General features: G+C 48.0%; 20 protein-coding genes. 18 read left to right on the forward strand and 2 right to left on the reverse strand.

Annotation, left to right across the window (positions count from 1 at the left end; genetic code table 11):
- Positions 1-161 precede the first annotated feature (161 nt).
- The 11 genes from ACTOY7_RS10045 (at position 162) to ACTOY7_RS10095 (ending at position 13,615) form a co-directional block, all read left to right on the forward strand.
- On the forward strand, positions 162-833 hold the full coding sequence (locus ACTOY7_RS10045; RefSeq protein ID WP_302135902.1) for a GDSL-type esterase/lipase family protein: 672 nt from the start codon (positions 162-164) through the stop codon (positions 831-833).
- Positions 834-1,200: 367 nt separating this feature from the next.
- Positions 1,201-2,772 carry an ABC transporter substrate-binding protein gene (locus tag ACTOY7_RS10050; protein WP_305181770.1) on the forward strand — a complete coding sequence of 524 codons (1,572 nt, stop codon included), beginning with the start codon at positions 1,201-1,203 and terminating at the stop codon, positions 2,770-2,772.
- 11 nt (positions 2,773-2,783) lie between these two features.
- The gene (locus tag ACTOY7_RS10055) at positions 2,784-3,662 is read left to right on the forward strand and encodes an alpha/beta hydrolase fold domain-containing protein (RefSeq protein ID WP_305181771.1); all 879 of its coding nucleotides are present in this window, start codon (positions 2,784-2,786) and stop codon (positions 3,660-3,662) included.
- Positions 3,663-3,790: 128 nt separating this feature from the next.
- Positions 3,791-4,633, forward strand: coding sequence for a helix-turn-helix domain-containing protein (locus tag ACTOY7_RS10060; RefSeq protein ID WP_482670797.1), 843 nt, complete (start codon positions 3,791-3,793; stop codon positions 4,631-4,633).
- Positions 4,634-4,812: 179 nt separating this feature from the next.
- Positions 4,813-6,240: an alpha/beta hydrolase domain-containing protein gene (locus tag ACTOY7_RS10065; protein ID WP_482670798.1), complete on the forward strand. Its 1,428-nt coding sequence runs from the start codon at positions 4,813-4,815 to the stop codon at positions 6,238-6,240.
- 160 nt (positions 6,241-6,400) lie between these two features.
- On the forward strand, positions 6,401-7,333 hold the full coding sequence (locus ACTOY7_RS10070) for a nucleoside hydrolase (protein WP_482670799.1): 933 nt from the start codon (positions 6,401-6,403) through the stop codon (positions 7,331-7,333).
- Complete coding sequence (locus ACTOY7_RS10075; RefSeq protein WP_482670800.1) at positions 7,330-8,253, forward strand: nucleoside hydrolase; 924 nt, start codon at positions 7,330-7,332, stop codon at positions 8,251-8,253. The genes ACTOY7_RS10070 and ACTOY7_RS10075 overlap by 4 nt, the downstream gene beginning before the upstream one ends.
- Before the next feature lie 93 nt (positions 8,254-8,346).
- Complete coding sequence (locus tag ACTOY7_RS10080) at positions 8,347-9,909, forward strand: response regulator transcription factor (protein WP_482670801.1); 1,563 nt, start codon at positions 8,347-8,349, stop codon at positions 9,907-9,909.
- Between the two features lie 245 nt (positions 9,910-10,154).
- Complete coding sequence (locus ACTOY7_RS10085; RefSeq protein WP_482670802.1) at positions 10,155-11,684, forward strand: ABC transporter substrate-binding protein; 1,530 nt, start codon at positions 10,155-10,157, stop codon at positions 11,682-11,684.
- Positions 11,685-11,766: 82 nt separating this feature from the next.
- Positions 11,767-12,711, forward strand: coding sequence for an ABC transporter permease (locus ACTOY7_RS10090; protein WP_482670803.1), 945 nt, complete (start codon positions 11,767-11,769; stop codon positions 12,709-12,711).
- A gap of 13 nt (positions 12,712-12,724) precedes the next feature.
- Positions 12,725-13,615: a carbohydrate ABC transporter permease gene (locus ACTOY7_RS10095; RefSeq protein WP_482670804.1), complete on the forward strand. Its 891-nt coding sequence runs from the start codon at positions 12,725-12,727 to the stop codon at positions 13,613-13,615.
- A gap of 31 nt (positions 13,616-13,646) precedes the next feature.
- Here the strand turns inward: ACTOY7_RS10095 and ACTOY7_RS10100 are convergent, their stop codons facing one another.
- Positions 13,647-15,305, reverse strand: a complete 1,659-nt coding sequence (locus tag ACTOY7_RS10100) for a sensor histidine kinase (RefSeq protein ID WP_125126294.1) — start codon at positions 15,303-15,305, stop codon at positions 13,647-13,649.
- Between the two features lie 323 nt (positions 15,306-15,628).
- On the opposite strand from ACTOY7_RS10100, the gene ACTOY7_RS10105 reads away from it, so the two are divergent.
- The 7 genes from ACTOY7_RS10105 to ACTOY7_RS10135 all read left to right on the forward strand — a co-directional run bounded on the left by ACTOY7_RS10105 (position 15,629) and on the right by ACTOY7_RS10135 (position 22,530).
- Positions 15,629-16,687: a Gfo/Idh/MocA family protein gene (locus ACTOY7_RS10105; protein ID WP_482670805.1), complete on the forward strand. Its 1,059-nt coding sequence runs from the start codon at positions 15,629-15,631 to the stop codon at positions 16,685-16,687.
- A gap of 34 nt (positions 16,688-16,721) precedes the next feature.
- Entirely contained in the window at positions 16,722-17,840 is a 1,119-nt protein-coding gene (locus ACTOY7_RS10110) for a Gfo/Idh/MocA family protein (RefSeq protein ID WP_305181782.1), read from the forward strand.
- 66 nt (positions 17,841-17,906) lie between these two features.
- Positions 17,907-18,821 carry a sugar phosphate isomerase/epimerase family protein gene (locus ACTOY7_RS10115; protein WP_305181783.1) on the forward strand — a complete coding sequence of 305 codons (915 nt, stop codon included), beginning with the start codon at positions 17,907-17,909 and terminating at the stop codon, positions 18,819-18,821.
- Between the two features lie 130 nt (positions 18,822-18,951).
- Positions 18,952-19,812 carry a sugar phosphate isomerase/epimerase family protein gene (locus ACTOY7_RS10120; protein WP_482670806.1) on the forward strand — a complete coding sequence of 287 codons (861 nt, stop codon included), beginning with the start codon at positions 18,952-18,954 and terminating at the stop codon, positions 19,810-19,812.
- Positions 19,803-21,074, forward strand: a complete 1,272-nt coding sequence (locus tag ACTOY7_RS10125; RefSeq protein ID WP_482670807.1) for an MFS transporter — start codon at positions 19,803-19,805, stop codon at positions 21,072-21,074. The genes ACTOY7_RS10120 and ACTOY7_RS10125 overlap by 10 nt, the downstream gene beginning before the upstream one ends.
- Positions 21,075-21,471: 397 nt before the next feature.
- Positions 21,472-21,933: a carbohydrate ABC transporter permease gene (locus ACTOY7_RS10130; RefSeq protein ID WP_482672159.1), complete on the forward strand. Its 462-nt coding sequence runs from the start codon at positions 21,472-21,474 to the stop codon at positions 21,931-21,933.
- A gap of 261 nt (positions 21,934-22,194) precedes the next feature.
- Positions 22,195-22,530, forward strand: a complete 336-nt coding sequence (locus ACTOY7_RS10135; RefSeq protein ID WP_300826503.1) for a hypothetical protein — start codon at positions 22,195-22,197, stop codon at positions 22,528-22,530.
- Between the two features lie 98 nt (positions 22,531-22,628).
- Here the strand turns inward: ACTOY7_RS10135 and ACTOY7_RS10140 are convergent, their stop codons facing one another.
- On the reverse strand, positions 22,629-23,447 hold the full coding sequence (locus ACTOY7_RS10140; protein WP_482670809.1) for a helix-turn-helix transcriptional regulator: 819 nt from the start codon (positions 23,445-23,447) through the stop codon (positions 22,629-22,631).
- Positions 23,448-23,484: the final 37 nt, after the last annotated feature.

Genomic DNA, 23,484 nt, shown 5'->3' on the forward strand with positions numbered 1-23,484 from the left:
TTATAGTAAAAGCGGCAGCGTGCGGCAAGACTTTCTGATACAACCGGTTCACGGAAAATGGTTATATGTAACGAAAAGCCACATGACGGCACCGTGAGCAGCGGATAGTCTGCACCTGCGTTCGGAACAGTTATAGATGAAAAAAAGAGAGGAGAAGACAAATGGAAACAATGGAAATCATTCAGGGATTTATGAAAAGGGAACAGCAGGAGAAGATCGAGAAGTACCGTGTTTTGAATGAGACGGTAAAAAAGGGAAAAATTTTGTTTACCGGTTCTTCATTGATGGAACAGTTTCCAATCCATGAGCTGATGATGAACGAGGGGTTGGGACTGACCATTTACAACCGCGGAGTCGGAGGCTTTACAACTTCGGATATGCTGGAAAATATGGAGGAACAGATTTTCGGTACGGAACCGTCCAAAATTTTTATCAATATCGGAACCAATGACATCAGCGATGCGTCACGGTCATTTGAGGCGGTTTTGGAATCCATGCTGGAGAACTATGAAAGAATTCTGATGCAGATCAAGGAGCGTCTGCCAGAAACAGAGGTCTATATGATGGCTTATTATCCGGTCAATGAGACGGATAAGGTTCCGGAGACGGAATGGGCGGGGGCGATGTTCGTCAACCGCAATAACCGGAACCTCCCGATCGCGAATGAGGCGGTGAAGAAGCTGGCGGAAAAGATGGGATATCATTATATTGACGTCAATGCCGGATTGTGCGACGAACGCGGAATGCTCAGGAGAGAATTTACGGTGGAAGGGGTCCATATGTACGCAAATGGATACCAGGTGGTTCTTAAGAATCTGAAGCCGTATCTGTAGGCAGAAATGCAGCCAAGAAGTCTGCTAAGGCCAAGAAAAAGGAACTGCTCGGTATATTCGGATAAAATGATATTGACTTTTTGAGAAAGGGGATTCGCCTGGTGTGAAGCATGAGGACAGATCCAGGAGAAATTTTATTATTTTTTTAGTGACGGTTTTCGGAGAGTTTACATTTTTATCCTAAAATATTAGAAAAAATGCTAATAAAAAGAAAATGTTTTGCGGCGTTTAAAACATTTTCTTTTTTTATGGGAAAAGAGTCGGGATCTTTTCTGATAAAGTCGGATTTCTTTGAAAAAAAGGTGTTTACTTTTGCTATACTGAATTATAAATAATTGTTGGAAAGGCAGAAAAAAGAAAGGGGATCATGATGAAGATTTTGAGGAACATGAAAAAGAAGGTATGGCTGTTTTTTTTGGTGGTCTGTTTAATGGGAAGCAGTATTGGTTGCGGCAGGGGGAAAGATTCTGGTGATGCAGAGGACAAAAATGTGCGGAATGAAGCATCAAATAAAGAGAGGCAGGGCGAAGATTCCGGCGAGATTAAGGAAATTACCTGGATGTACGCGCAGATGTCCGGGATGATACCGGAAGATCTGCAGAAGGTGCAGGAAGCGGTGAATAAGATCACGGAGGAAAAGATTGGTGTCAGGGTAAAACTGAATCCAATATCATTTGCGGATTATACGAATCAGATCAGTCTTGTGATGGCCAGTCAGGAGAAAGTAGATATTATTACAACGGCGGGAACAAATATATGGGCATCACTTTTGAACCAAAACCAACTGACTTCGCTGAACGAACTTCTGGAACAGCATGGCAGTGATATTAAGGAAATCCTGCCAGAGGCATTTATTGATGGAACAACCGTTGACGGAAACATTTATGCGCTGGTGAATAACAGTGCGGGAGTAGGGACATGGGGAATCCAGATGAGAAAAGACCTGATTGAAAAATATGGTCTTGAAGAGGAAGTTGAGAAACTTCAGATGGTAGATGACATTATGGATATGGATGAGAATATAGCAGTCTTGGAACATATTTTCCAGACGATTAAAGAAAATGAGCCTGAACTGGAAATTTTTTATCCATGGGGAGCACATCTTGCGGTCAGTTATGATGGATTGTCAGATAAACTTGGAGTGATGTTGAAACATGGCACGGAGATAGAAAATTTATATGCGACAGAGAATTTTGAGAAGCTGTGCAGCACTATGTATGGATGGACACAGGATGGATATATCATGAAGGATGCCGCTGTCACAACAGAGTCAGTTGGGTCTTTGATGCAGAGTGGACGGCTTTTTGCGTTTGGAATCAATACTGGAAGGAATAATTTTGTGGGTGAAGAAAATGGATATGAGGTGTATTCCGTAAATCTCAAACTGCCCACGATCGACAATGGAATCACGATATTCGCGAATTGTATTCCGGTCACTTCGACAGAACCAGAAGCGGCTATGAAGTTCTTGAATCTGCTTTATGGAAGCGAAGAACTGGTAAATCTGCTGGCATACGGAATCGAAGGAGAGCATTATGTGAAAATAGAGGATGGAAAAATCGCATATCCGGAAGGGGTGGATCCAAGTACAAGCAAATATCCGGGGGACCAGTCTTATATGTATGGAAACGCAATGCTTACATATTTTCATGAAACACATACGGTCCAGAGCCATGACGAAGAAATTGCTTTCCGTGATATAGCAGAGCCGATGAGCTGTCTTGGATTTAATTATAATCCGCAGAATGTAAAAAATGAAGCGGCAGCCTGTACGTCTGTTTTAAATGAATATGTAAATGGATTAACCCTGGGCGCACTTGATCCGTCAGTTGAGCTTCCGAATTTTTTGGAAAAACTGGAAAAAAGCGGGATTGATAGAGTAATTGCTGAAAAGCAGGAACAGTACGAAAACTGGAAAAAGGGAAAAGAGGCAGAATAGGAGGCGATCGAATGTCATGTGGAGATCTGCAAAAAGCCGGCGGTTCAGAACCGGCGGGTATGAAAGTCTTAAAGGCGGATTGTAATATTGACTATGTGAAGGTGGATTTAAATCAGGTTTATGCGGATAAGGATGAGGCCACGCTACATCTTCAAATCCTGACGCCGCAGACGGGGCGAGAGAGATATCCACTCGTGGTCTTTGTGCAGGGATCCGGATGGGGAAAACAGATCCTGGGGCTTCAGCTCCATGGACTGTGTGAATTTGCTGCAAGGGGATATATTGTAGCTATTGTGGAATACCGTCCCTCTTATATATCCCCATTCCCGGCCCAGATCAAAGATTTTAAAACAGCAGTAAGATTCTTGCAGGAACATGCCAGAGAGTATCAGATTGATACGGAACGTATCTATGCCTGGGGGGATTCATCAGGTGGGCATACCATTTTGATGTCGGCTCTTACGATGGAACAGATGTATAATGATGAAGACGGTGAATTAAATATCAAGGGATTTATAGATTTTTATGGTCCGACAGATTTGCTGTCAATCAGGAGACAGTCTGAGACACAGGACCATACTTCAGCGAAAAGTCCGGTGGGAATGCTTCTGGGCGGGTATCCTCTGGATGACAGGCTGGAGCTTGCCCAAACAGCCAGCCCTGTTCATTATATTGAGCAGGCAAAAGAAGTCAGACCAGTTTTGATCATGCATGGTGATAAGGATGAGATCGTGCCTTTTGAACAAAGCGTGCAATTTTATGAAAAGATGAGAGCCTATGGAAAGGATGTGCGATTTTATAAATTAGAAGGAGCCGGACATGGAGGAGATGCTTTTTTGAAACAGCCGGTATTAGATGTAATAGAAGGTTTTATTAATGAGATCAGATAAATAAGAAAATGTACATATAGAGATCTGGGCTTTTCCCCGCGGTTTTACGCGGGGAAGTTTATTTACAGGCATATTTGTGATATACTCATGAAAAACATTGGATGAACACAACCGGGAGGCGCGGCGTTATGATTTACGAAAATAGCATGAAGAATGCGGAGTATCCACTTAAATGTGCGGTGATGCGGGGGAATCTTCCGTTCATGAACCACTGCCATCAGGAACTGGAGATCCTGATGCTGCGGAAGGGGAGACTGCAGGTATTTTATGGGAATGAAGCGTATGAGCTGCGGCAAGGGGATGTCTGGATCGTTCCGCCTTTTGGCAGCCATGAGATCGGGAATGGAAAGCCGGACTGTGAGAGACTCTCGGTTTTGCTGGATCTGCGGCTGCTGGGAAGCAGGACGAAGGAGAACCAGGAGGAACTGTGGATCCGCAAAGAGCTGGAAAAGAGGGATATGTTCAGCAGACACTGGGAAGAAGCAGTCCAGGAGAAGGTGTCGAAGATCGTGGGAAAGCTGTACCAGGAATATAGTGAAAAGGGCTATGCGTGGAAACTGTCGGTGAAGGCTCTGATCAGTGAACTGATATTAGCGGCTCTGCGGGAGATGCCGGAGAGGGAAATCGGGGCGCGGGAAAAGGATGTGGTTCAGATCAGGCACATCCTGGAATATATCGCTCTGCATTATTACAAGGATATTACGCTGCAGTCCTGCGCGGATGAGGTGGGATTTAACAGTACCTATTTATCCAGATACTTCAGCAGCGCAATGGGCATCACATTTCAGGAATATATCAAACGACTGCGGATCGACAGGGCAAAGTGGCTGCTGATAACGACGGAAAAGCTTCTGGTGACGGAGGTATGCGTACAGTCCGGATTCCGGGATATCAAAACATTTAATAAGCTGTTCAAGAAGGAGTGCGGGATGAGCCCTACGGAATTCCGTAAAAGTATGTTGACGGAATAAAACAGACCGTCTGCGGCCTGCTGTCCGGAATCGCTACGGATTTTTAATAAAAGAGGTCGTTATAGTGTTAAGGGTCTCCGGGAATTTCAGATATAATGGTATTAAGGAACTGTGAGGAATCTGTCCTCCAAAGGACAGATCTGCCCGACCGATTTGAATATGAAATTTTCAGGAGGCGTATGATGATTCAAAGGATTTATAAAAAAGAGTACAGCGAGATTTCCCATCCGTTTCCAACGGCGGTTAGAAAGCCAGGCTTTATGGAAGCGGGATACGTGGAAGAGGAATATTTTTTTGAGGGAACGGCAAATGTATATGAAGAGACAGGGGAAAAGACCAGAAGAGTGATACATGAGAACCTGCCCTACTGCAACCGGTTTCTTGTGAGAAAGCCGGCGCGGGGAGAGCGGTTCAGTGGGAATATCGTGGTGGAGATCCTCAATGCCACGGCGGGGTTTGATATAGAACGGATGTGGGTAGTCGGAGCGAAAGAACTGATGCGCGGCGGGGATATTTATGTAGGGATCACCAGTAAGCCAGATGTGCTTGATAGTCTGAAAAAGGCAGATCCTGCCAGATATGCTCCGATCAGCTGGAAGATTGCTTATGAAAGACCGGAAAATCAATACAGCGGGGCGGACAAGGCGGCGCTTCCGCGTAAAGCGGATTGCGAGACCGGCTTATTCTGGGATATGCTTACGGAACTGGCGGGGATCCTGCGGACGGATACGGAGTTCATTCCGGAGGGAAAGAAACGGTATCTCTATCTTGCGGGATGGTCACAATCGGCGGTGTATATGTATACATATCTGAATTATTTTGCGTTTCCGGCGGCAGGGGTATCGGTATTTGACGGGTATCTGGCAGCAGGAGGGGTGCATTCCTTTGTGGTTCCTTTGAATCAGAATGATTATGGGAAGGAGCAGGATGTCAGAAAGAATATGATCACTTATATGCCGGTGCCGTTTATTTCCGTGCAGACGGAGAGTGAGAACGCATATTTTGACGGGATAAAGACAAGGCAGGAGGACAGTGACAGGGAAGATTTAAAATATCGGGTATATGAGATCGCTGGGGCAACGCATGATACAAAGTTTTCTATGATCGATTATTATGCAGGGGACCCGGATATGGAAAAGATTGGGATCGTGCCGGATTTTCCTTCGGTGGATGATCATCCCAATGATTATCCTTATGAATATTGTTTTTATGCAGTGTACCGGATGCTGTTTTCATGGGTAAGAGAAGGGAAATGTCCGCCGCATGGAGAGCGGATCGAAGTGGACGGGGACGGGCGGAATAAGACGGACGCGCTGGGAAACGCGGTCGGCGGAATGCGCACCCCGTTCCTGGATGTTCCGGCCGCAGTGTATTATCCGTACTGTGCGGTGAAGAGAGCAAACGGAGAGGTCGTAAAGCATGGCTTGTTCGGGCATATGGAGCCATTTTCAAAAAGGAAACTGGAAAAGCTGTATGGGAATCTGGAAAATTACAGGAAGCTTGTGGAAGGATCGGCACAAAAGCAGGTGGAAGCCGGTTTTCTTCTTCCGGAGGATGTGACAGACTGTGTGGAGGAAGCCATTCAAAGAGTAGAAAAGTTAATATAACTCGCACTTAGCACCTAAAAGACAGGTGCTAAGTGCTGATAACAAGGAAGTTACACCGCCACTAAGCTCGAAAGGACCTCGCTAAGTGGCCGGGTAACTATAACTCGCACGTAAGCACCTAAAAAACAGGTGCTAAGTGCTCATAATAGGGGGGATGAGAGTGAGACCGTGGAATTATGAATTTGAAGTGCCGGATGCGAAAAAGATCCGGATGATCGTGCATACGGATTGCAAAAACGAAGCGGATGACCAGTTTGCCCTTGCGCATCATGTGATGACACCGGGATTCCTTATGAAAGGAATCGTGGCCGGGCATTTTGACAGGGTGCCGCAGAGCTATCCGCAGGGGGAGACCGCCCAGGCAAGTCTGGAGGAAGTGCAAAAGGTCTTAAAGCTGATGGATATAGAGGGGATCTGTCCGGTGGAAAAAGGGGCAGAGCATCCACTTTCGGATGAAGATACACCGAATCCGTCAAAAGGGGCGGAGCTGATCATCCGGGAAGCAATGCGTGAGGATCCGCATCCATTGTATATTGCCTGCCAGGGGACGCTTACGGATCTGGCGGCGGCGATTTTGATGAAACCAGAAATATGCGGCAGGATGACTGCCGTCTGGATCGGCGGGGGAGCATATCCGAATGGCGGGAAAGAGTTTAATCTTTATCAGGACGCGGCAGCGGCAAATGTAGTGCTCAAGTCGGATATGCCTTTATGGCAGATTCCGGTTGATGTATATAAACAACTGGGAGTTTCGCTGGCAGAGGTACAACATTATGTAAAGCCTTGCGGAGAAATCGGGGAATATCTTTTCCGGCATATGGCAGAATATAATCTGAGCCGCCCCACAGGGATCTGGCCCCATGGCGAGGTCTGGGGGCTGGGAGATTCGGCGGCGATCTCTGTGCTGCTGGAAGAACGTGAGTGTACGGACAGCTACGATAGGATTCCGGCGCCTTGCATAAATCTGGAAGATCTGTCTTATATCACCAATGAAAAGAACAGGGAGATCCGGGTCTACCATCAGGTGAACGCAAGACTTACGATACAGGATTTTTATGCCAAGCTGGCGATCAATTACGGGGGGAAGAGATGAGGAAGATTAAGTACAAATTTGAAGTGCCGGACATGAAAAAGGTTCGGATGATCGTGCATACGGATTGCAAAAACGAAGCGGATGACCAATATGCCCTTGTACATCATCTGCTGACACCCAAATTTATCATGAAAGGAATCGTAGCCGGTCATTTTAACCGGACTTCCGGGAAATGGGGAGACGGGTGTACGGCCCGGGCAAGCCTGCTGGAAGTGAAGAAAATCCTGGAATTGATGGATATGGAAGGAATCTGCCCAGTGGCGAAGGGCGCGGAATATCCGTTGGACAATGAACAGGAGGCGGTCTGGTCACAAGGGGCGCAATTGATCATTGACGAGGCCATGCGTGAAGATACACATCCATTATTTGTGGCAGTCCAGGGGGCGCTTACGGATGTGGCCTGTGCTATTTTGCTGAAGCCAGAGATCTGTGAAAGGATGACTGTGATCTGGATCGGCGGCGGAGCGTATCCCGCGGGGGGATGGGAATTTAATGTATCTCAGGACATTGCGGCGGCAAATGTGGTGATGAAATCCCAGGTGCCTTTGTGGCAGATCCCGTCAGATGTGTATGAGCAGATGGAAGTCAGCTATGCGGAGCTGGAGGCAAGGGTACAGCCAAGAGGCGCTGTCGGAGAGTATCTGTTCCGTCAACTGGTGGAATTTGCGTCCGGCCATCCGGACAATCCATGGCCAAGCGGGGAAAGCTGGTGCCTGGGAGATTCCCCGTCCGTGTATGTGCTGCTGGAGCGGGAATCGAAGAGCAGCCTGTATCAGGAGATGGCCGCGCCGTGCATCCGGTATGAGAATATGATGTATTCTTATGAAGTGACAAACAGGAACATACGTGTATTCCGGAAACTAAATGTCAGAATGGCATTGGAAGATTTTTACGCAAAGCTGAAACTGAATTTTTCGTGACGGATCGGGAACGGTCCGTGCTTTATACCTGCTGCGTATACTTGGTTGAAGCAGACGCGTGGTTGAGGAAACGTTTGGAAAAGGGGTGGCGTGATGGAAATCTTACTGGTGGATGATGAGGTTTATACGATCCGGATCCTGCAGACGGCCATTGACTGGGAGGGCCATGGAGTGGGGCAGGTATGGTCGGCGCTCGGAGTGGCGAGGGCGAAGGAGATCGTGAAGGAGCATCCGGTGGATCTGATCATCTGTGATATTGAGATGCCCAAAGAGACCGGACTGGATTTTCTTACATGGATACGGGAGAACCGTTATGACACGGAAATGATTCTTCTGACCTGCCATACGGATTTTTCCTATGCAAAACAGGCTCTGGGGCTGGGGGCCTATGACTATTGCGTGAAGCCCATTATTGTGGAAGATATTGAGCGGGTCATTGCGGAGGCGCTGGCGCACATACAGGAAAAAAGGAAGATGCGGCAGGCGTGGGAAGAAAAGGATTATCTGGAAAGAAGGCGCAGGATCGTAGACCGGAATTTCTGGAGAAATACACTGGAAGGACGGAACGGGGATTCGCCGGGCGAACTGCTGACGCAGGCAAAGGAAAACAATATCAGGCTGGAGCTGGACGATACTTTTTGTATGGCGCTTTTTTCAGCCAAATTTGTGGATCTGGCGGGGGAAACAGAACCAACGGATTATCTGAAGATCACCCAGGAATATTTTGACCGGATAGATCCGGAGACAGTCCTGGTAGAGAACGCAAACCGTGATAAATGGACGGTCCTGATGAAGAACAGGGATCCTTTCGAATTCCGGAAGCTTTGTATGGATTATCTGGTCATGCAGCGTGAAAAGCGGGAACTCCGGCTGATCGGCTGTTATCAGACCGGGCTTTACTGTGAAGAACTGGTGCCGGCATACAAAAAGCTGCATGAAACAGAGATGATGATGACATTTTATCAGGAAAATTTGTGGGATGTGTGCCGTGTGGAGCGGGAAAAGCTGGTGGATGTGGAACTGACAGCCGACATGGAGCAGCTTTTGTACAGCGGAAGATTTGCGGAATTTGCGGATGATCTGGACAATTATCTGCAGAAAAAGCAATGGAAGCACCCTGTTTCCGTGGCGGCACTTTATACTCTGCGCGCGGATATCTGTCAGAGCCTGGATGTGTATCTGAAAGGCCGCGGGATATCGGCCCATTCGCTGTTTCTGGATGAGGAATTATGCAGGAGAATGAATGAGTCTACAGTGTCTGTGGAGCATATGATGCGTTTTGTACGCTGTCTGGCGCAGGTCGTACCCTACGAGAACGATGTGACAGACATTACCAATGCGGTAAAAAAGTATATTTTTCAGCATCTGTCTGAAGATATCGTAAGAGACAGTATCGCGGAAGCACTGTATATGAATGTAGACTATATCGCGCGGGTATTTAAGCGGGATACGGGAATGTCGATCTCCCAGTATATCAACCGTGAGCGGATCAACCAGGCAAAGCTTCTGATCGCCACCTCGGATATGCCGGTGGGAGATGTGGCGGAATCTGTAGGATATACGAATTTCTCTTATTTTTCTAAAATATTCAAGCAGTTTGAGAACTGCACTCCGAGAGAGTATAAGCTGCGTATGAAAGGAACTGCCATGAAGTAATGTAAAGTTATTTCATGGCAGTTTTTAGAAGTCGTTTTTGTGATAATTTTCAGGAAAAATGATAATTTAAATGGGAAAGAAATAGATTTTCAGGAGAGAAAGCTCAGGAGTGTATGATATAAGTCCGATTTGTTGCGGTCCGGGTCGCTTTAGAGAGAGAAACCAGAAAAGAAATCCGGTATAGTAAATGCATCAAAAAAACGCCGTGTCAAATACACGGAGGAAAGGAAGGGAGATTTATTATTATGAAATGGAAAAAGGGAATGGCTGTTTTGGCAGCCGCGGCATGTCTGGCAGGCTGCCTGGCGGGATGTTCAGGTTCGGGTTCGGACTCGGGGTCAAAGGAAAGCGGCAAAGAGGAAAGCACAGAGATCAAGGATATTACCTGGATGTACGCACAGATGTCCGGTATGATTCCGGAAGACCTGCAGAAGGTGGAGGATGCGCTCAATGAGATCACGGAGGAAAAGATCCAGGTACATGTAAAGCTGAATCCGGTATCGTTCGCGGATTATCAGAACCAGATCAGCCTGATCATGGCAAGCCAGGAGAAAATGGATATCATCACGACAGCAGGTTCCAATATCTGGTCCGCATTGTTAAGCCAGAGGCAGCTGACACCGTTGAATGACCTTCTGGATGAGTATGGCGCGGATATCAAAGATACGGTACCGGATGATTATTTCCGTGGGACCACGGTAAATGGGAACATCTATGCGGTTACGACAAATGGAACAAAATCAGATAATTACAATATTGTTCTCCGCAAGGACCTGGTAGATAAATATGACCTGCAGGATGAGGTGGAAAAGATCCAGGCCAGTGACAGTATTTTAGATATGGATGAGAATTTTGAGATCCTGGAAGGGATTTTCCAGGTGATCAAGGAAAATGAGCCGGAGATGGAGATCTTATTCCCCTGGGGCTCGAACATGGGGATCAATTATGACCAGCTCAGCGACAGACTGGGAGTGATGATGTACGATGGGGAGGATATTGAAAATCTGTTTGCCAGCGAAGAGTATAAGAAGCTTTGTGAGACCATCTATGGATGGGCGCGGGATGGCTATATCATGAAGGACGCGGCGACCACCACAGAGTCGGCAGGCTCCCTGATGAAGAGCGGACGTCTGTTCGCGTATACGTTAAGCTCCGGGCGCGGAAATTATATAGATCCTGGGGCGGCCAATGGCTATGAGGCGTATTGTGTAAACCTGCGGAAGCCATCTATCAGCAACAACAGTATTACCCTGTTCGCGAATTGTATCCCGACTACGACGACGGAGCCGGAAGCTGCCATGAAGTTTTTGAATCTCCTGTACAGCGACGCTGACGTAGTGAACCTGATGGCCTACGGGGTCAAGGGAGAGCATTATGTAGAAAAGGAAGACGGCTGGATCGCATATCCGGATGGTGTGGACGCAAGCAACAGCAAATATCCGGGAGACCAGACTTATATGTATGGAAATGCGTTCCTGCTTGCGGACCATGAGACCTATACCACCCAGAGCGCTGAAGAGGGAAAGGCGTATGACGCGGGAGCTTACATTACAAATTGTATGGGCTTTAATTATAGCTCCGATGAAATTAAGAATGAGGTCGCTGCCTGCTCCGCGGTATTGAATGAGTTCCGTACCGGGCTGGAGATGGGAGCCATGGATCCGGCAACAGAATTACCTGCTTTTCTGAAAAAACTGGAAAAGAGCGGGATCAATGTAATCATAGAGGAGAAGCAGAAACAGCTGGATGAATGGAAGGAAACACTGAAGGAATAGAAACAGGCATCCGTAATCTGATAAAACAGAAAAAAATGCTGCTGCAATACTGTGGCAGCATTTTTTGAGAATGAGGTAGAAGATGAAAAGTAAACAGGGAGAAATTATGGCCAACAAGAAAAAAGCAAACTGGAAGGCACAGCTTCCGCTGCTGCTTATGACAGTGCCGGGAATGCTGTATCTCTTTATAAATAACTATATTCCGATCTGCGGACTTTTTATAGCATTCAAGGACATTGATTATTCGAAGGGGATTTTTAAGTCGGACTGGAATGGATTTGAGAATTTTAAATATTTGTTCCGTACGGAGGACGCATTTATCATTACACGGAATACCATCCTTTATAATCTGACATTTATTATTCTGAATGTGGTGATCTGCGTGGCCGTTGCCGTCATGCTCAGTGAAGTGTCGAAGAAGTTTATGATGAAATTCTATCAGACGGCGCTGCTGCTTCCCCACCTGATCTCCATCATCATCATCGCGTACATAGCCTATGCGTTTTTGAACAGCGATACAGGATTTATCAACCACAGCATCCAGGAGGCCATGGGAAGGGATCCGATCAATTTTTACGCAGATCCAAAATACTGGCCGTTCATCCTGGTGATCGTACAGGTGTGGAAGACCATGGGGTATACGTCGATTATTTACTTTTCCGCGATCCTGGGTATAGACAGGAGCTTGTATGAGGCAGCCGTAGTGGACGGGGCGGGAAAGATGAAACAGATCTTCTACATTACACTGCCGCTTTTACGGCCGACGATCATCACGATGGTGCTGATGAATGTGGGGAGGATCTTCTATTCAGACTTCGGGTTGTTCCTGCAGGTGCCGATGAACCAGGGGGCGCTGTTTAATGTGACCAACACCATTGATACCTACGTGTACCGCGCGCTGCTTTTGAACAACGATATCGGAATGGCGAGCGCGGCAGGTCTGTATCAGTCGATCGTGGGATTCCTTCTGGTACTCGGAGCGAACCTGCTGGTACGGAAGATGGATCCGGAGAATGCATTGTTCTAGGGAGGAGTTTGTAATGAGAAAATTAAAAAGTGAAACTACATTTCAGATCGTGATCAATATCATCTTGATTTTTCTGACCTTGTGCAGCCTGCTGCCGTTTGTGCTGCTGATCATGTCTTCTGTGACGCAGGAAAGCGCGCTGATCGCTGACGGCTACCAGTTCTGGCCCAGGGTATTCAGCCTGGCTGCCTACCGTTACATCATCGCAAGGGCAGGAACGATTTTTAAAGCCTACGGGATCACCATGCTGGTGACACTTGTGGGGACGACGATTTCCCTGATCATTACGCCGCTGCTGGCGTACCCCCTTTCCCGCCAGGACTTTAAGCTGCACAACGTAATGTCTTTTCTGGTATTTTTTACCATGCTGTTTAACGGCGGGCTGGTGCCCACCTACATGATGTGGACGCAGATCTTCCACATCAAAAATACACTTCCGGCGCTGATCATCCCGGCATTGCTGCTCAATGCGTTTAATGTAATGCTGATGAAGAATTATTTCAAAATGAATATCCCCTACTCGCTGATCGAGGCGGCGAAGATCGACGGGGCGGGTGAGTTCTTTATCTTTTACCGGGTGGTGATGCCGCTGTCCAAGCCGATCATGGCAACGGTGGGATTATTCGTCGGGATCAATTACTGGAATGACTGGATGAACGGTCTGTATTATGTGACAGACGCAAACCTGTTCAGCCTGCAGAACTTCCTGAACCGTATGATGCAGAATATCAATTACCTGGCAACGGCGGAAGGCGCGGAAGTAGCGCAGGGGTCAATGATCATGCCCAGCTCTTCCATGCGGATGGCGCTGGCGGTGATCGGCGTGCTGCCGATCATGGTATTGTACCCGTTTTTCCAGAAATACTTTGTCAAGGGTATGACGGTTGGCTCGGTGAAAGGGTGAGAGCCGCGCTGCTGTGAGGAACCGGCAGGGTTCATCCGGGCAAGGGCAGCGTGATCGTAACGACAGCACCGGAGTCATTGGAAAGCAGCATGGAGGAATCCGGGCATTCCAGATCCAGACGCTGGCGGATATTTACAAGGCCGATGTGCTGCCCGTCTCCCGGAGTGGATGGGTGGGAGTTAAATTCATCCATCAGCTCCCGGGGGAATCCGCATCCATTGTCGTGTACGGCCAGGACCATCCGGTTCTGCCGTATGCAGGTCCGGATTTCAATGACCAGAGGCTCATAGGGCTCTAAGGCATGCTTGAAGATATTTTCTACCAGGGTCTGGATAGTCAGGATCGGGATCTCAAAATCATTCAGGTCAGGATCCAGACGATAGTTGACGGTGATCTGGTCCGGATAGCGAATCCGCTGCAGGGTAAGATAATTTTCCAGATGCTCCAGTTCGTGGCGCAGCGTGGCGGTCCGGATGGTCAGGTTCATAGTATTGCGCATGTACTGCGACAGACATTTGACCACTTCTGTAATCTTTTTGTTTTCCTTCATCTGTACCATCACACCGATTGTGTTCAATATATTGATAATGAAATGGGGTTTGATCTGGTGCTGCAGGTACTGCAGCTGGATGTCTTTTAGGCGGAGCTGCTTTTCGTAGACATCAATCTTCAGCATCTGGATTTCGTGGGACATACTGCTCAGGGCCTGGTTGATGTGGAGGACTTCCTGGGGCATGCCCTCATTGGAAGGCGTATAGTCCAGATTGCCGGATTCGTACTGGGTGATCACAGCCAGAACCTGGTTCAAGGGATCCTTAATGATCCGCCTTAAGGCAGTGTTGGCAACGGCGATGGTCAGCAAAGCAAATATGCTGACTCCGATCAGGAACCGCAGGCTGACACTCATGGTCGCCAGATAATGTGATTCGGGCGTGCTGACAGAGAGCACCAGGGGAGCGGCGGAGGATGCCTGGCTTGTAGTGATGTAAGTATGTGTGGATAATGCCTCGGCAGGATCTGCGCCCGGGCTGGAGGACAGATATTCTCCCTGCTCATCTGTCAGGAAAAGAAATGCGTCAGGATAGGGAGACAGACCGGAGACTTCGGGCAGCAGGGAATCCGTGCTGACCCAGGAGCCGTAGCAGAAACCGTTCATCCATTGCAGATACAGCAGGTACCGGCGCCCGTCCAGCTCTTTGAGATGCCAGCCGGAAAAGGCGCTCAGGCCGGTCTCTTCCATGATGGAAGAGACCGTGTCCTTGATCTTGAGCCGGGTATTGTAGGTCTGGGGCGAGTTGGGGGAATTGTTGAAGACATAGCCGTATTCGTCATTTTCCGCGTCATAAAGAAACAGGCCCTCACAGTGGTTTAAAAACAGGATATTGGAAGAAAAATCAGAAATAATATCTGATTTTCTTCGATAGATATCTCCAGAGCCGAGGGCGGAAAAGTCTGGAGCGCCTTCCTGTATCCGGTACATGTGCAGGGAAGAGGAGATCCTGGAGAGGCACTGGTCCAGTTCATTCATATATAAATTCAGCGCCTGCTGCTGCGCGGCGGTGAACTGGCTTTTTACCATATGCAGGCTGTAAAGACTGAACACAAAAACAATGGTAAGAAGAAACAGAGTGATGGATGTATAAATAGTCCGGAGCAGCTTTACCATGCTGTAAGATTTATGGCGTATCATGAGGTTCCTCCTCCTAATGAATGTAGCGCCCCCTCCCTTTGGCCGAGGACATGTCGCCGGAAGGCATTTGGAAAAATGCTCCTTGGAGCATCCAACCGCACAGCTGGCAATTTAGTTGTAACACAGAATAGGAAAAAAGGCAATGGGATGTAAAGATATGCGGTGTTTTGCAAAAGAAATGCCATAGAAAGAAATGGTCTGGAAATTGTATAATGCAGACATAATGAAGCACAAGGAACGGTCAATATACATGCATCAGTGTTATTACCGCAGTCCGGAAGGCTTCATACGGAATACAAAAAATAGTAGAAAGAAGGGGCATTATGAAAAAATTGAAATTAGGAATCATCGGCTATGGTTTTATGGGGCAATGGCACAATAACCATGCGGGAACCCTGGAGGAAGTGGAGGTTGTGGCAATCTGCGACACCGATCCTGCCCAGCTGAACAAGGCGCCGGATACCGCCAGCCGCTACAGCGATCATAAGGAGCTTCTCAAAGATGAAAGGGTAGAATGGGTGGTGATCTGTGTGCCCAATCATCTCCATTGCCAGATCGCCATTGATGCGGCAAACGCCAAGAAGCATCTGATCGTGGAGAAACCCTGTGCGTTGAATGTGGAGGAATTTGACCGGATGTATGCGGCGGCAAAGGAAAACGGCGTGATGTTCACCGTGGATCAGAACCGCCGTTGGGACCGGGATTATTCCATGGTGAAAAAGGCATGGGAGGAAAAACGGCTTGGGAATATTTTTATGGTGAAATCCAGCCTGTACGGTGTGTTCGGGAAAATGCATGACTGGCACGAGTACAAGGAATACGGCGGCGGAATGCTTTATGACTGGGGCGTGCATCTGATCGACCAGATGCTGGATCTGATTCCGGAGAAGATCCTGCAGGTCTGTGCGGATATGAAATGTGCGGTGAATAAAGAGGTGGATGATTATTTCCGGATCCTGCTGTATTTCGAAAGCGGCCTCACTGCAGAGATTGAGCTGGGAACCTTCCTGCTTGGAAAGATGCCGAGATTTTATGTGGCAGGCGACCAGGGGACGATGGTAGTGGAAGAAATCAAGGCGGAGAACGGCGCCATTTACCGGGCAGGGGAATTCCGGGAGGCTTTGCCGGAAACAGTGAAGAATCTGGACGCAGGCCCTACAAGAACATTTTCCACGAAGGCGGAGGATGTGGTGTATATGGAGGAACTGCCGGTAATACAGCGCAGACACAATGATTGGAATGATTATTTCCGAAATATCGTGGGAGTGATCAACGGAAAGGAAGAACTGATCGTGAAGCCGGAGCAGGCGCGGCGGGTGCTGCAGGTCATGGAAGCGGCGCGGGAGTCGGCGGCGATCCGCAGATCGGTGAGCTTTGAGTAAAAAAGGGAATTCAAGAAATGGAGGAAAGAAAAAAATGAAGAATGGTAAATTACAGATGGCTTTTATCGGGTGCGGCGGGATTGCGTTTAACAAGCATTTTCCATCTCTGGCAGAACTGCCGGAGCTTTGTGAAATGGTGGCTTTTTGTGATATCGTCAAGGAACGCGCGGTGAACGCCGCAAAAGAATACGGTACGGAAGACGCAAAGGTTTATACGGATTATAACGAGATGCTCAAAGATGACGCGATCGATGTGGTACATGTGCTTACACCGAACGTGGCGCACTGCCCGGCTACGGTCGCGGCATTTGAGGCGGGCAAGCATGTACTCTGTGAAAAGCCGATGGCACATACTACGGAGGCGGCGCGGAAGATGCTGGATGCATGGAAAAAATCAGGGAAGAAATTCACGATTGGTTATCAGAACCGTTTTCGTCCGGAGGTGCAGGAGCTGCATAAAGCATGCCGGGAAGGAGAACTGGGCGAAATCTATTTTGCGAAGGCACATGCTATCCGCAGGCGCGCGGTTCCTACATGGGGCGTATTTCCGGATAAATCTCAGCAGGGCGGCGGTCCGCTGATCGATATAGGAACCCATGCGCTGGATATGACATTGTGGATGATGGATAATTATAAGCCGAAGTCTGCGTCCGGTTCGGTATTTTATAAGCTGGGGCATCTGCAGGAAGCGGCAGACAGCAATATCTTCGGGCCCTGGGATCCAAAGACCTATGAGGTAGAGGATTCCGCGTTTGGATTTATTAAAATGGAAAATGGAGCCACCATTTATCTGGAAACCTCCTGGGCACTGAATATGCTGGGGGCGAAGGAAGCGGCTACGACATTGTGCGGAACGAAGGCGGGGGCTGAGATCAATTCCGGTATGAGTGTGAAGGATAAGGAAGATAAGCTGGTATTTAACAGGGGACATCACGGAAAGCTGACAGAGGAACATTATTCTCCGGGCAAGGCGGTGGCTTATTTCAGCGGTAAGGAAATGACGGACGGAGTGTGCGAGGCGAAGCAGTGGCTGGAAGCGATCCTAAATGATACGGAGCCTTTGGTAAAGCCGGAGCAGGCATATGTGGTGACCCAGATCCTGGAAGGAATCTATAAGGCGGCAGAGACAGGGAAAGAAGTGTTCTTTGACTAAAAGTAGTATAAAAGATATGCCAAAGGATCTAAGCGGATCTGGTGTTCAAAAAAGGAGTGTGAAGAGATGAAGTTAGGTCTGGTCAGCGCAATCCTGGATGGGTTGAGCTTTGAAGAAATGATCGATTGTGCGGCGGAGAATGGCCTGGAATGTGTGGAAGTGGCATGCTGGCCGAAGGGGAAGGCAGAACGCAGGTACGCGGGAGTGAGCCATATTGACGCGGCGGCGCTGGATGAAGAGAAGTGTGCGTATATCCGGGAATATTGTGAAAAGAAGAAGGTGGAGATTTCTTCCCTGGCATACTATCCCAATACTATGGATCCGGATGTGGAGAAGAGGGATGTGTACATAAAGCATCTGCACACATTGATCGACGCGTCCGCAAGGCTGGGCGTAAATATGGTCACCACATTTATCGGGAGGGACCCGAAAAAGACTGTGAGTGAAAATCTGGAGCTGGTGAAGGAAATCTGGCCGCCGATTTTGGACCATGCGAAGGAGAAGGGCGTGAAGATTGCGATCGAGAACTGCCCCATGCTGTTTACGGAGGACGAGTGGCCCGGCGGGCAGAATCTGATGACTACGCCGGCAATCTGGAGAAAGGTATTTGAAATCCTGGATTATGAGAATCTGGGGATCAATTATGACCCGTCCCATTTTGTATGGCAGCAGATCGATTATATCCGTCCGATCTATGAATTTAGAGATAAGATCTTCCATGTGCATTATAAGGACATCAAGGTCTATCCAGATCGGCTTGCGGATGTGGGAGTGATGGCAGTTCCGCTGCAGTATATGTCACCGAAGCTGCCCGGACTGGGAGATGTGGACTGGGGAAAATATGTCTCTGCGCTGACGGATATCGGTTATGACGGGTATACCTGTATCGAGGTGGAGGATAAGGCTTATGAGGCGTCCATAGAGGACGCAAAAAGGGCTGTGAAACAGAGCGCGGGATATCTGCGGAATTTTGTGGGATAAAAATGCTGCTAAAAGGAAGTTACACTGCCACTAAGCTCGAAAAGACCTCGCTAAGTGGGCAGGTAACTATAACTCGCACGTAAGCACCTGAAGGACAGGTGCTAAGTGCTCATAATAGGAGGGAAGAAGAATGGCATTGAAAGTAGGGATACAATTATATTCGGTCAGGGATTTGATGGACAAGAATCCGCTGGGGACGATCGGGCAGGTGGCGGATGCGGGATACCGATATCTGGAAACTGCCAACCACAGGGCTTTGGAAGATGACGGAGTGGGATTTGGAGTCAGTCCGGAGGAATTGAACGAGGTGCTGGCAAGATCCGGGAGTAAGATCATCAGCGCGCACATTTTCCCGTTTCGTGAGGAAAATTATAAGAAGGTGGTAGAGTATAACCAAAAGATCGGAAACCATACGGTCGTTTTCCCGATGGAAGTTTTCCGGGATTATGATGATACGATGCGGAAGATCGAAACCTATGAAAAGATGGGGAAGATGGCGGCGGAGGAAGGGATGCGGTTTTTGTATCATAACCATTACCAGGAGCTGCAGGAATTTCATGGGCATAAGGTGCTGGACCTGATCGTGGAAAATACGGATCCTGCCCATGTGAACCTGGAACTGGATACTTTCTGGGTGCTTCGGGGCGGTGTGGATCCGGTGGAGCTGATGAAGCGTTATGGTACACGGATCAAAATGCTGCATCAGAAGGATTTTGCGAAGGATACGAAGACACCGGTGAATATGTTCGATGTTGTGGGAAAGGATACCTATATTACGAGAGAGGTATTTAACCAGTACAAATGTAATGATGATTTTGTGGAGATCGGATATGGGCAGATGGATATCCAGAAGATCATTGATACAGCGCTGGAGATCGGCAGTATTGAGTATATCGTGCTGGAGCAGGATGCCACGAAACTGGATCATCTGGAAAGTGTAAAACGCAGTATGGAGGGATTCCGGAAGTTTGAAGGGATCGTATGGGAGTGACGGCGAGGCAGAACAGCTTATGGAATCCAGCCTATCTTTTGCTGGCAATTTCCAATTTTTTTAGCTGGCTGAGCTATAATATGGTGGCTCCGGTCATTACCGGGTATCTGCAGAACTTGGGGGCAAGTGTCTTTGTGTGTGGGATCGCCGGCGGATTGTTTGCGTTTACCTCCTGCCTGTCCCGCCCCTTCAGCGGCATGATGTCAGACCGGATGAACCGGAAAATGCTGATGAGCGGGTTTACGATGCTGATGGCGGTATCACTGCTTTTGTACTCTTTGGTCCCGAATATTTTTGTGATCTTGTTTTTCCGGGGGATTCATGGGATCGCGTTTGGGATTTCCAGTACGGCAAGCCTTGTGCTGGTCAGCGAAAGTGTGCCGGAGGCCCGGCTGGGCGAGGCGGTCAGCTACTACGGCGTGATGTCGGTGGCATCCATGGCTGTGGGACCGGGGATCGGGATCTGGCTGAGTGAAACACTGGGATATCTGTATTGCCTGCTGATCAGTGCGGCGGTTCTGTTTCTGGCAGGGATCGCGACGGTGCTGTTTCCTTATGAATATACACAAGGGGGATCCTGTAATCTACATCCCGGGAGTACAGGCGGAACGCATCCGGCAATGGCCCCAAGGGTATCCCGTGCAGAAACACCGGACAGAGGGAAGCGGGAAACACGGTGGCTGTCTTTCGGGCAGTTCGTAGAGCCGAAGCTGCTCGGGCTGGCAGGAGTGAATGCGGCATTTACCATGATGAACGGGGTAGTCAGCGCATTCCTTGTTGTATTTGCAATGCAGCAGGGGATTGAGGGAGTAAGCTGGCATTTTACGCTGAATGCGGCGGTACTGATTTTTTCACGGATTATCCTGGCACGGAATATGAACAGGTGGACGTTAAAACAGAATCTGTATCCGGCGTTTGTATGCGGGATTTTTGCGCTGGTTTTGATCGGCGGGGCAGATACATTGCAGATGCTGTTGGCGGCTGCCGTAGTCAAAGCATTTGCCCAGGGCATGTCCCAGCCTGCGATCCAGACCGAAGGGCTTCGGATGGTGAGACCAGAACGCAGGGGAGTGGCGTCCAGTACCATTTATATCGGTGGAGATCTGGGACAGGCTGTGGGGCCGATGCTGGGCGGGGCGGTGGCACAGAGCGTCGGATATGGGATCATGTACTGGATCTGCGCGGTTCCGATAGCGGCGGCATGGGCGTATTTTTTCATGAGGGAAAAAAGGGCCGGGAATAGCGGGGACAGGATGGATTGAGTTCAAATTGGGAAAATTCAGACTTATGTTTCTGACAATAAATAAAATATTCTATATTTCCGATAAAAACCGGATATACAAAACGTACCTACACGTTGCTGTAACTATAAAAGGGGCTGCCTGCTTTGGCAACCCCTTTTTGCGCATGGCATTACCGCGTGAAAGAATTATTTCTGTGAATTACCTTATTAACCCAATTAGATAAAAAAATGAATCATTTTTATAAAATTTTACAGTTTTTTCTCTGCTGTAAAGGTATATAATTCAGAAAAAGCCTTGGAGGAAAAATGTATGAACAGCCTGTTTCATTATGATGGATACCTTAACCGGATATTTTGAAAACATTTTTTAAAGCGTTTCGGGAGAATCTAAAAAATGCTCTTGTATCTGGGCGGCAATGTTGGCTGCTGCAGGTACATTGGCAGTCAATTATTATGCTCTGTACCATATGGACGGGGGATGGACAGAAGCATTGCGTGTGTTTTTCAATTTGATTTTTCAGAAATTTTTCCGGACAATCCCGGCGGCATTGGAAGAATCTGCCAGGCTGGACGGATGCAGTGACTTACGGTTGTTCTTTAAGATTATTCTGCCGATCACAAAGCCGGTTATATTTACTATGGCATTGATCACTGCAATTGGGCAGTGGAATGACTTTTACATGCCGATGGTGCTTTTAGGAAATAAAAATGTAACGACGCTCACACTGGCTATTTATCGCTATGTAGGACAGTTTACCAAATACATGAGTGAATCCATGGCAGCCGTTGTTATTACCCTGATACCAATCATTATTATTTATTTTGTATTCTCATCCCAGATTGTAGAAGGGCTGACTGGTGGGGCAGTGAAAGGCTAGAAGGTGATTTTCGGTTTTTTGATTTATGTTGTTTACTATAGATGATTCGTCTGTCAAAATTTTGAGCCGCTATTTCAGCATTGAAAATGGATTTTTGGTAATCAAAGTATTCATTGCGGGTGTGATGCTGCTCACGTTTACAATTCCTGCATAAAATGGGAACATAACCATGGATCTACTATTGCAATTCCCTATGTTCTATATTACACTGAATATTGAGTAGTCTTTTTACCCACCGTACCGTTTTGGAAAGGAGTAAGTATGGATCAAAAAGAAATGAATGAACAGGTAGGGAAGTTGCTTTCAGACAATCCGGCGAAGTATATCAAGATCAGAGGTATCCTCGATGAAATGTTTGAAGGCCGCACCCTTGAAGGCTCCAAGGATATCAGCGATCGTGAGTTCGAAAGACTTCGTTACAGATTCCGGGACATTGACGTACCGCTCAGCTTCTGTGTAGACAAGGAAGCTGCCTATCAGCTGCAGAAGGCGGTCAAATATCACCGCGGCCAGTCCAGAAGCAGATATGACGACCGTCCGGCAGCCAAAAAGTCTGCTAAGGCCAAGAAAAAGGGCCTGTTCGGTATATTCGGATAAAATGATATTGACTTTTGAGAATGGGGATTCGCCTGGTGTGACGCGGCACCGAGCGAATCCCCTGTTTTCGTTTTACGCATGGCTGAGAAATATAAAATTTATCCAAGCCTCTTCCGAAAAGCATCCGGAGTCATCCCGGTCTCCTGTTTGAATTTTTTCCCAAAATAGCTGGGGCTTTCAAAACCGCACAGCTTCGCGATCTCCTGCACCTTTTTCTCAGGAAACCGGATCAAAAGTGTACGGGCCTGGCTGATGCGGATGGTCAGGAGATATTGCATGACCGTCTGTTTCATGGTCTTTTTGAACAGGGTACATAGATATTCTTTGGACAATCCAACCACTCCTGCAAGCTCCTCTAATGAAATATCTCTGCCATAATGCTGCTCCATATAGAATATAACCGCTGTGATCAGATCATCCGTATCCACATAAGAAGAGGGATTGATCCGTGTGATGCATGAGGACAGATCCAGGAGAAACGCATAGCACGCCTTGGAATATTCCCGTGTCTTTCCGGAGCACTTTTTTTGATGGAGCTCATGGAGCCGCCGGATATGGTCAATAAAAACCTCCGGCCGGGAAAAATGGTATACTCCGGTTTCGTGCATCTGCAGAACCGTCAGGACTTCCTGGCACAAAGAACCGCCAAAACCGAAGAAATGCACGGTCCAGTCAGGGGTCAGGGCCTGATAGATATGGGAAACCTGGGGATAGATCAGAAGCCCCTGGCCTTCGGAGATGATGGATCGCTGGTTATTTACGATAAATTCTCCCCGGCCATTGACGCAGTAGAACCACTGGTAACAGAGCATCCCATGAGGGCGGCGGATCGGTTCCTGTTGATGGTTGATGCCGAACAGGTGAAGGGCCAGGGGGAGGGTGTACTGGTCTGGGGAATTGTGGATCTGGTAAATCATAGGGGCACCTCGTGATACTTGGAATGCAGTGTGGATT

It is taken from the genome of Schaedlerella sp., assembly GCF_056796775.1.

Bases quoted from the DNA above. Each gene is read 5' to 3' on its own strand.
- ACTOY7_RS10045 (WP_302135902.1), top strand. From the start codon at position 162: ATGGAAACAATGGAAATCATTCAGGGATTTATGAAAAGGGAACAGCAG.
- ACTOY7_RS10050 (WP_305181770.1), top strand. From the start codon at position 1,201: ATGATGAAGATTTTGAGGAACATGAAAAAGAAGGTATGGCTGTTTTTT.
- ACTOY7_RS10055 (WP_305181771.1), top strand. From the start codon at position 2,784: ATGTCATGTGGAGATCTGCAAAAAGCCGGCGGTTCAGAACCGGCGGGT.
- ACTOY7_RS10060 (WP_482670797.1), top strand. From the start codon at position 3,791: ATGATTTACGAAAATAGCATGAAGAATGCGGAGTATCCACTTAAATGT.
- ACTOY7_RS10065 (WP_482670798.1), top strand. From the start codon at position 4,813: ATGATGATTCAAAGGATTTATAAAAAAGAGTACAGCGAGATTTCCCAT.
- ACTOY7_RS10075 (WP_482670800.1), top strand. From the start codon at position 7,330: ATGAGGAAGATTAAGTACAAATTTGAAGTGCCGGACATGAAAAAGGTT.
- ACTOY7_RS10080 (WP_482670801.1), top strand. From the start codon at position 8,347: ATGGAAATCTTACTGGTGGATGATGAGGTTTATACGATCCGGATCCTG.
- ACTOY7_RS10085 (WP_482670802.1), top strand. From the start codon at position 10,155: ATGAAATGGAAAAAGGGAATGGCTGTTTTGGCAGCCGCGGCATGTCTG.
- ACTOY7_RS10090 (WP_482670803.1), top strand. From the start codon at position 11,767: ATGAAAAGTAAACAGGGAGAAATTATGGCCAACAAGAAAAAAGCAAAC.
- ACTOY7_RS10095 (WP_482670804.1), top strand. From the start codon at position 12,725: ATGAGAAAATTAAAAAGTGAAACTACATTTCAGATCGTGATCAATATC.
- ACTOY7_RS10100 (WP_125126294.1), bottom strand. From the start codon at position 15,305: ATGATACGCCATAAATCTTACAGCATGGTAAAGCTGCTCCGGACTATT.
- ACTOY7_RS10105 (WP_482670805.1), top strand. From the start codon at position 15,629: ATGAAAAAATTGAAATTAGGAATCATCGGCTATGGTTTTATGGGGCAA.
- ACTOY7_RS10110 (WP_305181782.1), top strand. From the start codon at position 16,722: ATGAAGAATGGTAAATTACAGATGGCTTTTATCGGGTGCGGCGGGATT.
- ACTOY7_RS10115 (WP_305181783.1), top strand. From the start codon at position 17,907: ATGAAGTTAGGTCTGGTCAGCGCAATCCTGGATGGGTTGAGCTTTGAA.
- ACTOY7_RS10120 (WP_482670806.1), top strand. From the start codon at position 18,952: ATGGCATTGAAAGTAGGGATACAATTATATTCGGTCAGGGATTTGATG.
- ACTOY7_RS10125 (WP_482670807.1), top strand. From the start codon at position 19,803: ATGGGAGTGACGGCGAGGCAGAACAGCTTATGGAATCCAGCCTATCTT.
- ACTOY7_RS10130 (WP_482672159.1), top strand. From the start codon at position 21,472: ATGTTGGCTGCTGCAGGTACATTGGCAGTCAATTATTATGCTCTGTAC.
- ACTOY7_RS10135 (WP_300826503.1), top strand. From the start codon at position 22,195: ATGGATCAAAAAGAAATGAATGAACAGGTAGGGAAGTTGCTTTCAGAC.
- ACTOY7_RS10140 (WP_482670809.1), bottom strand. From the start codon at position 23,447: ATGATTTACCAGATCCACAATTCCCCAGACCAGTACACCCTCCCCCTG.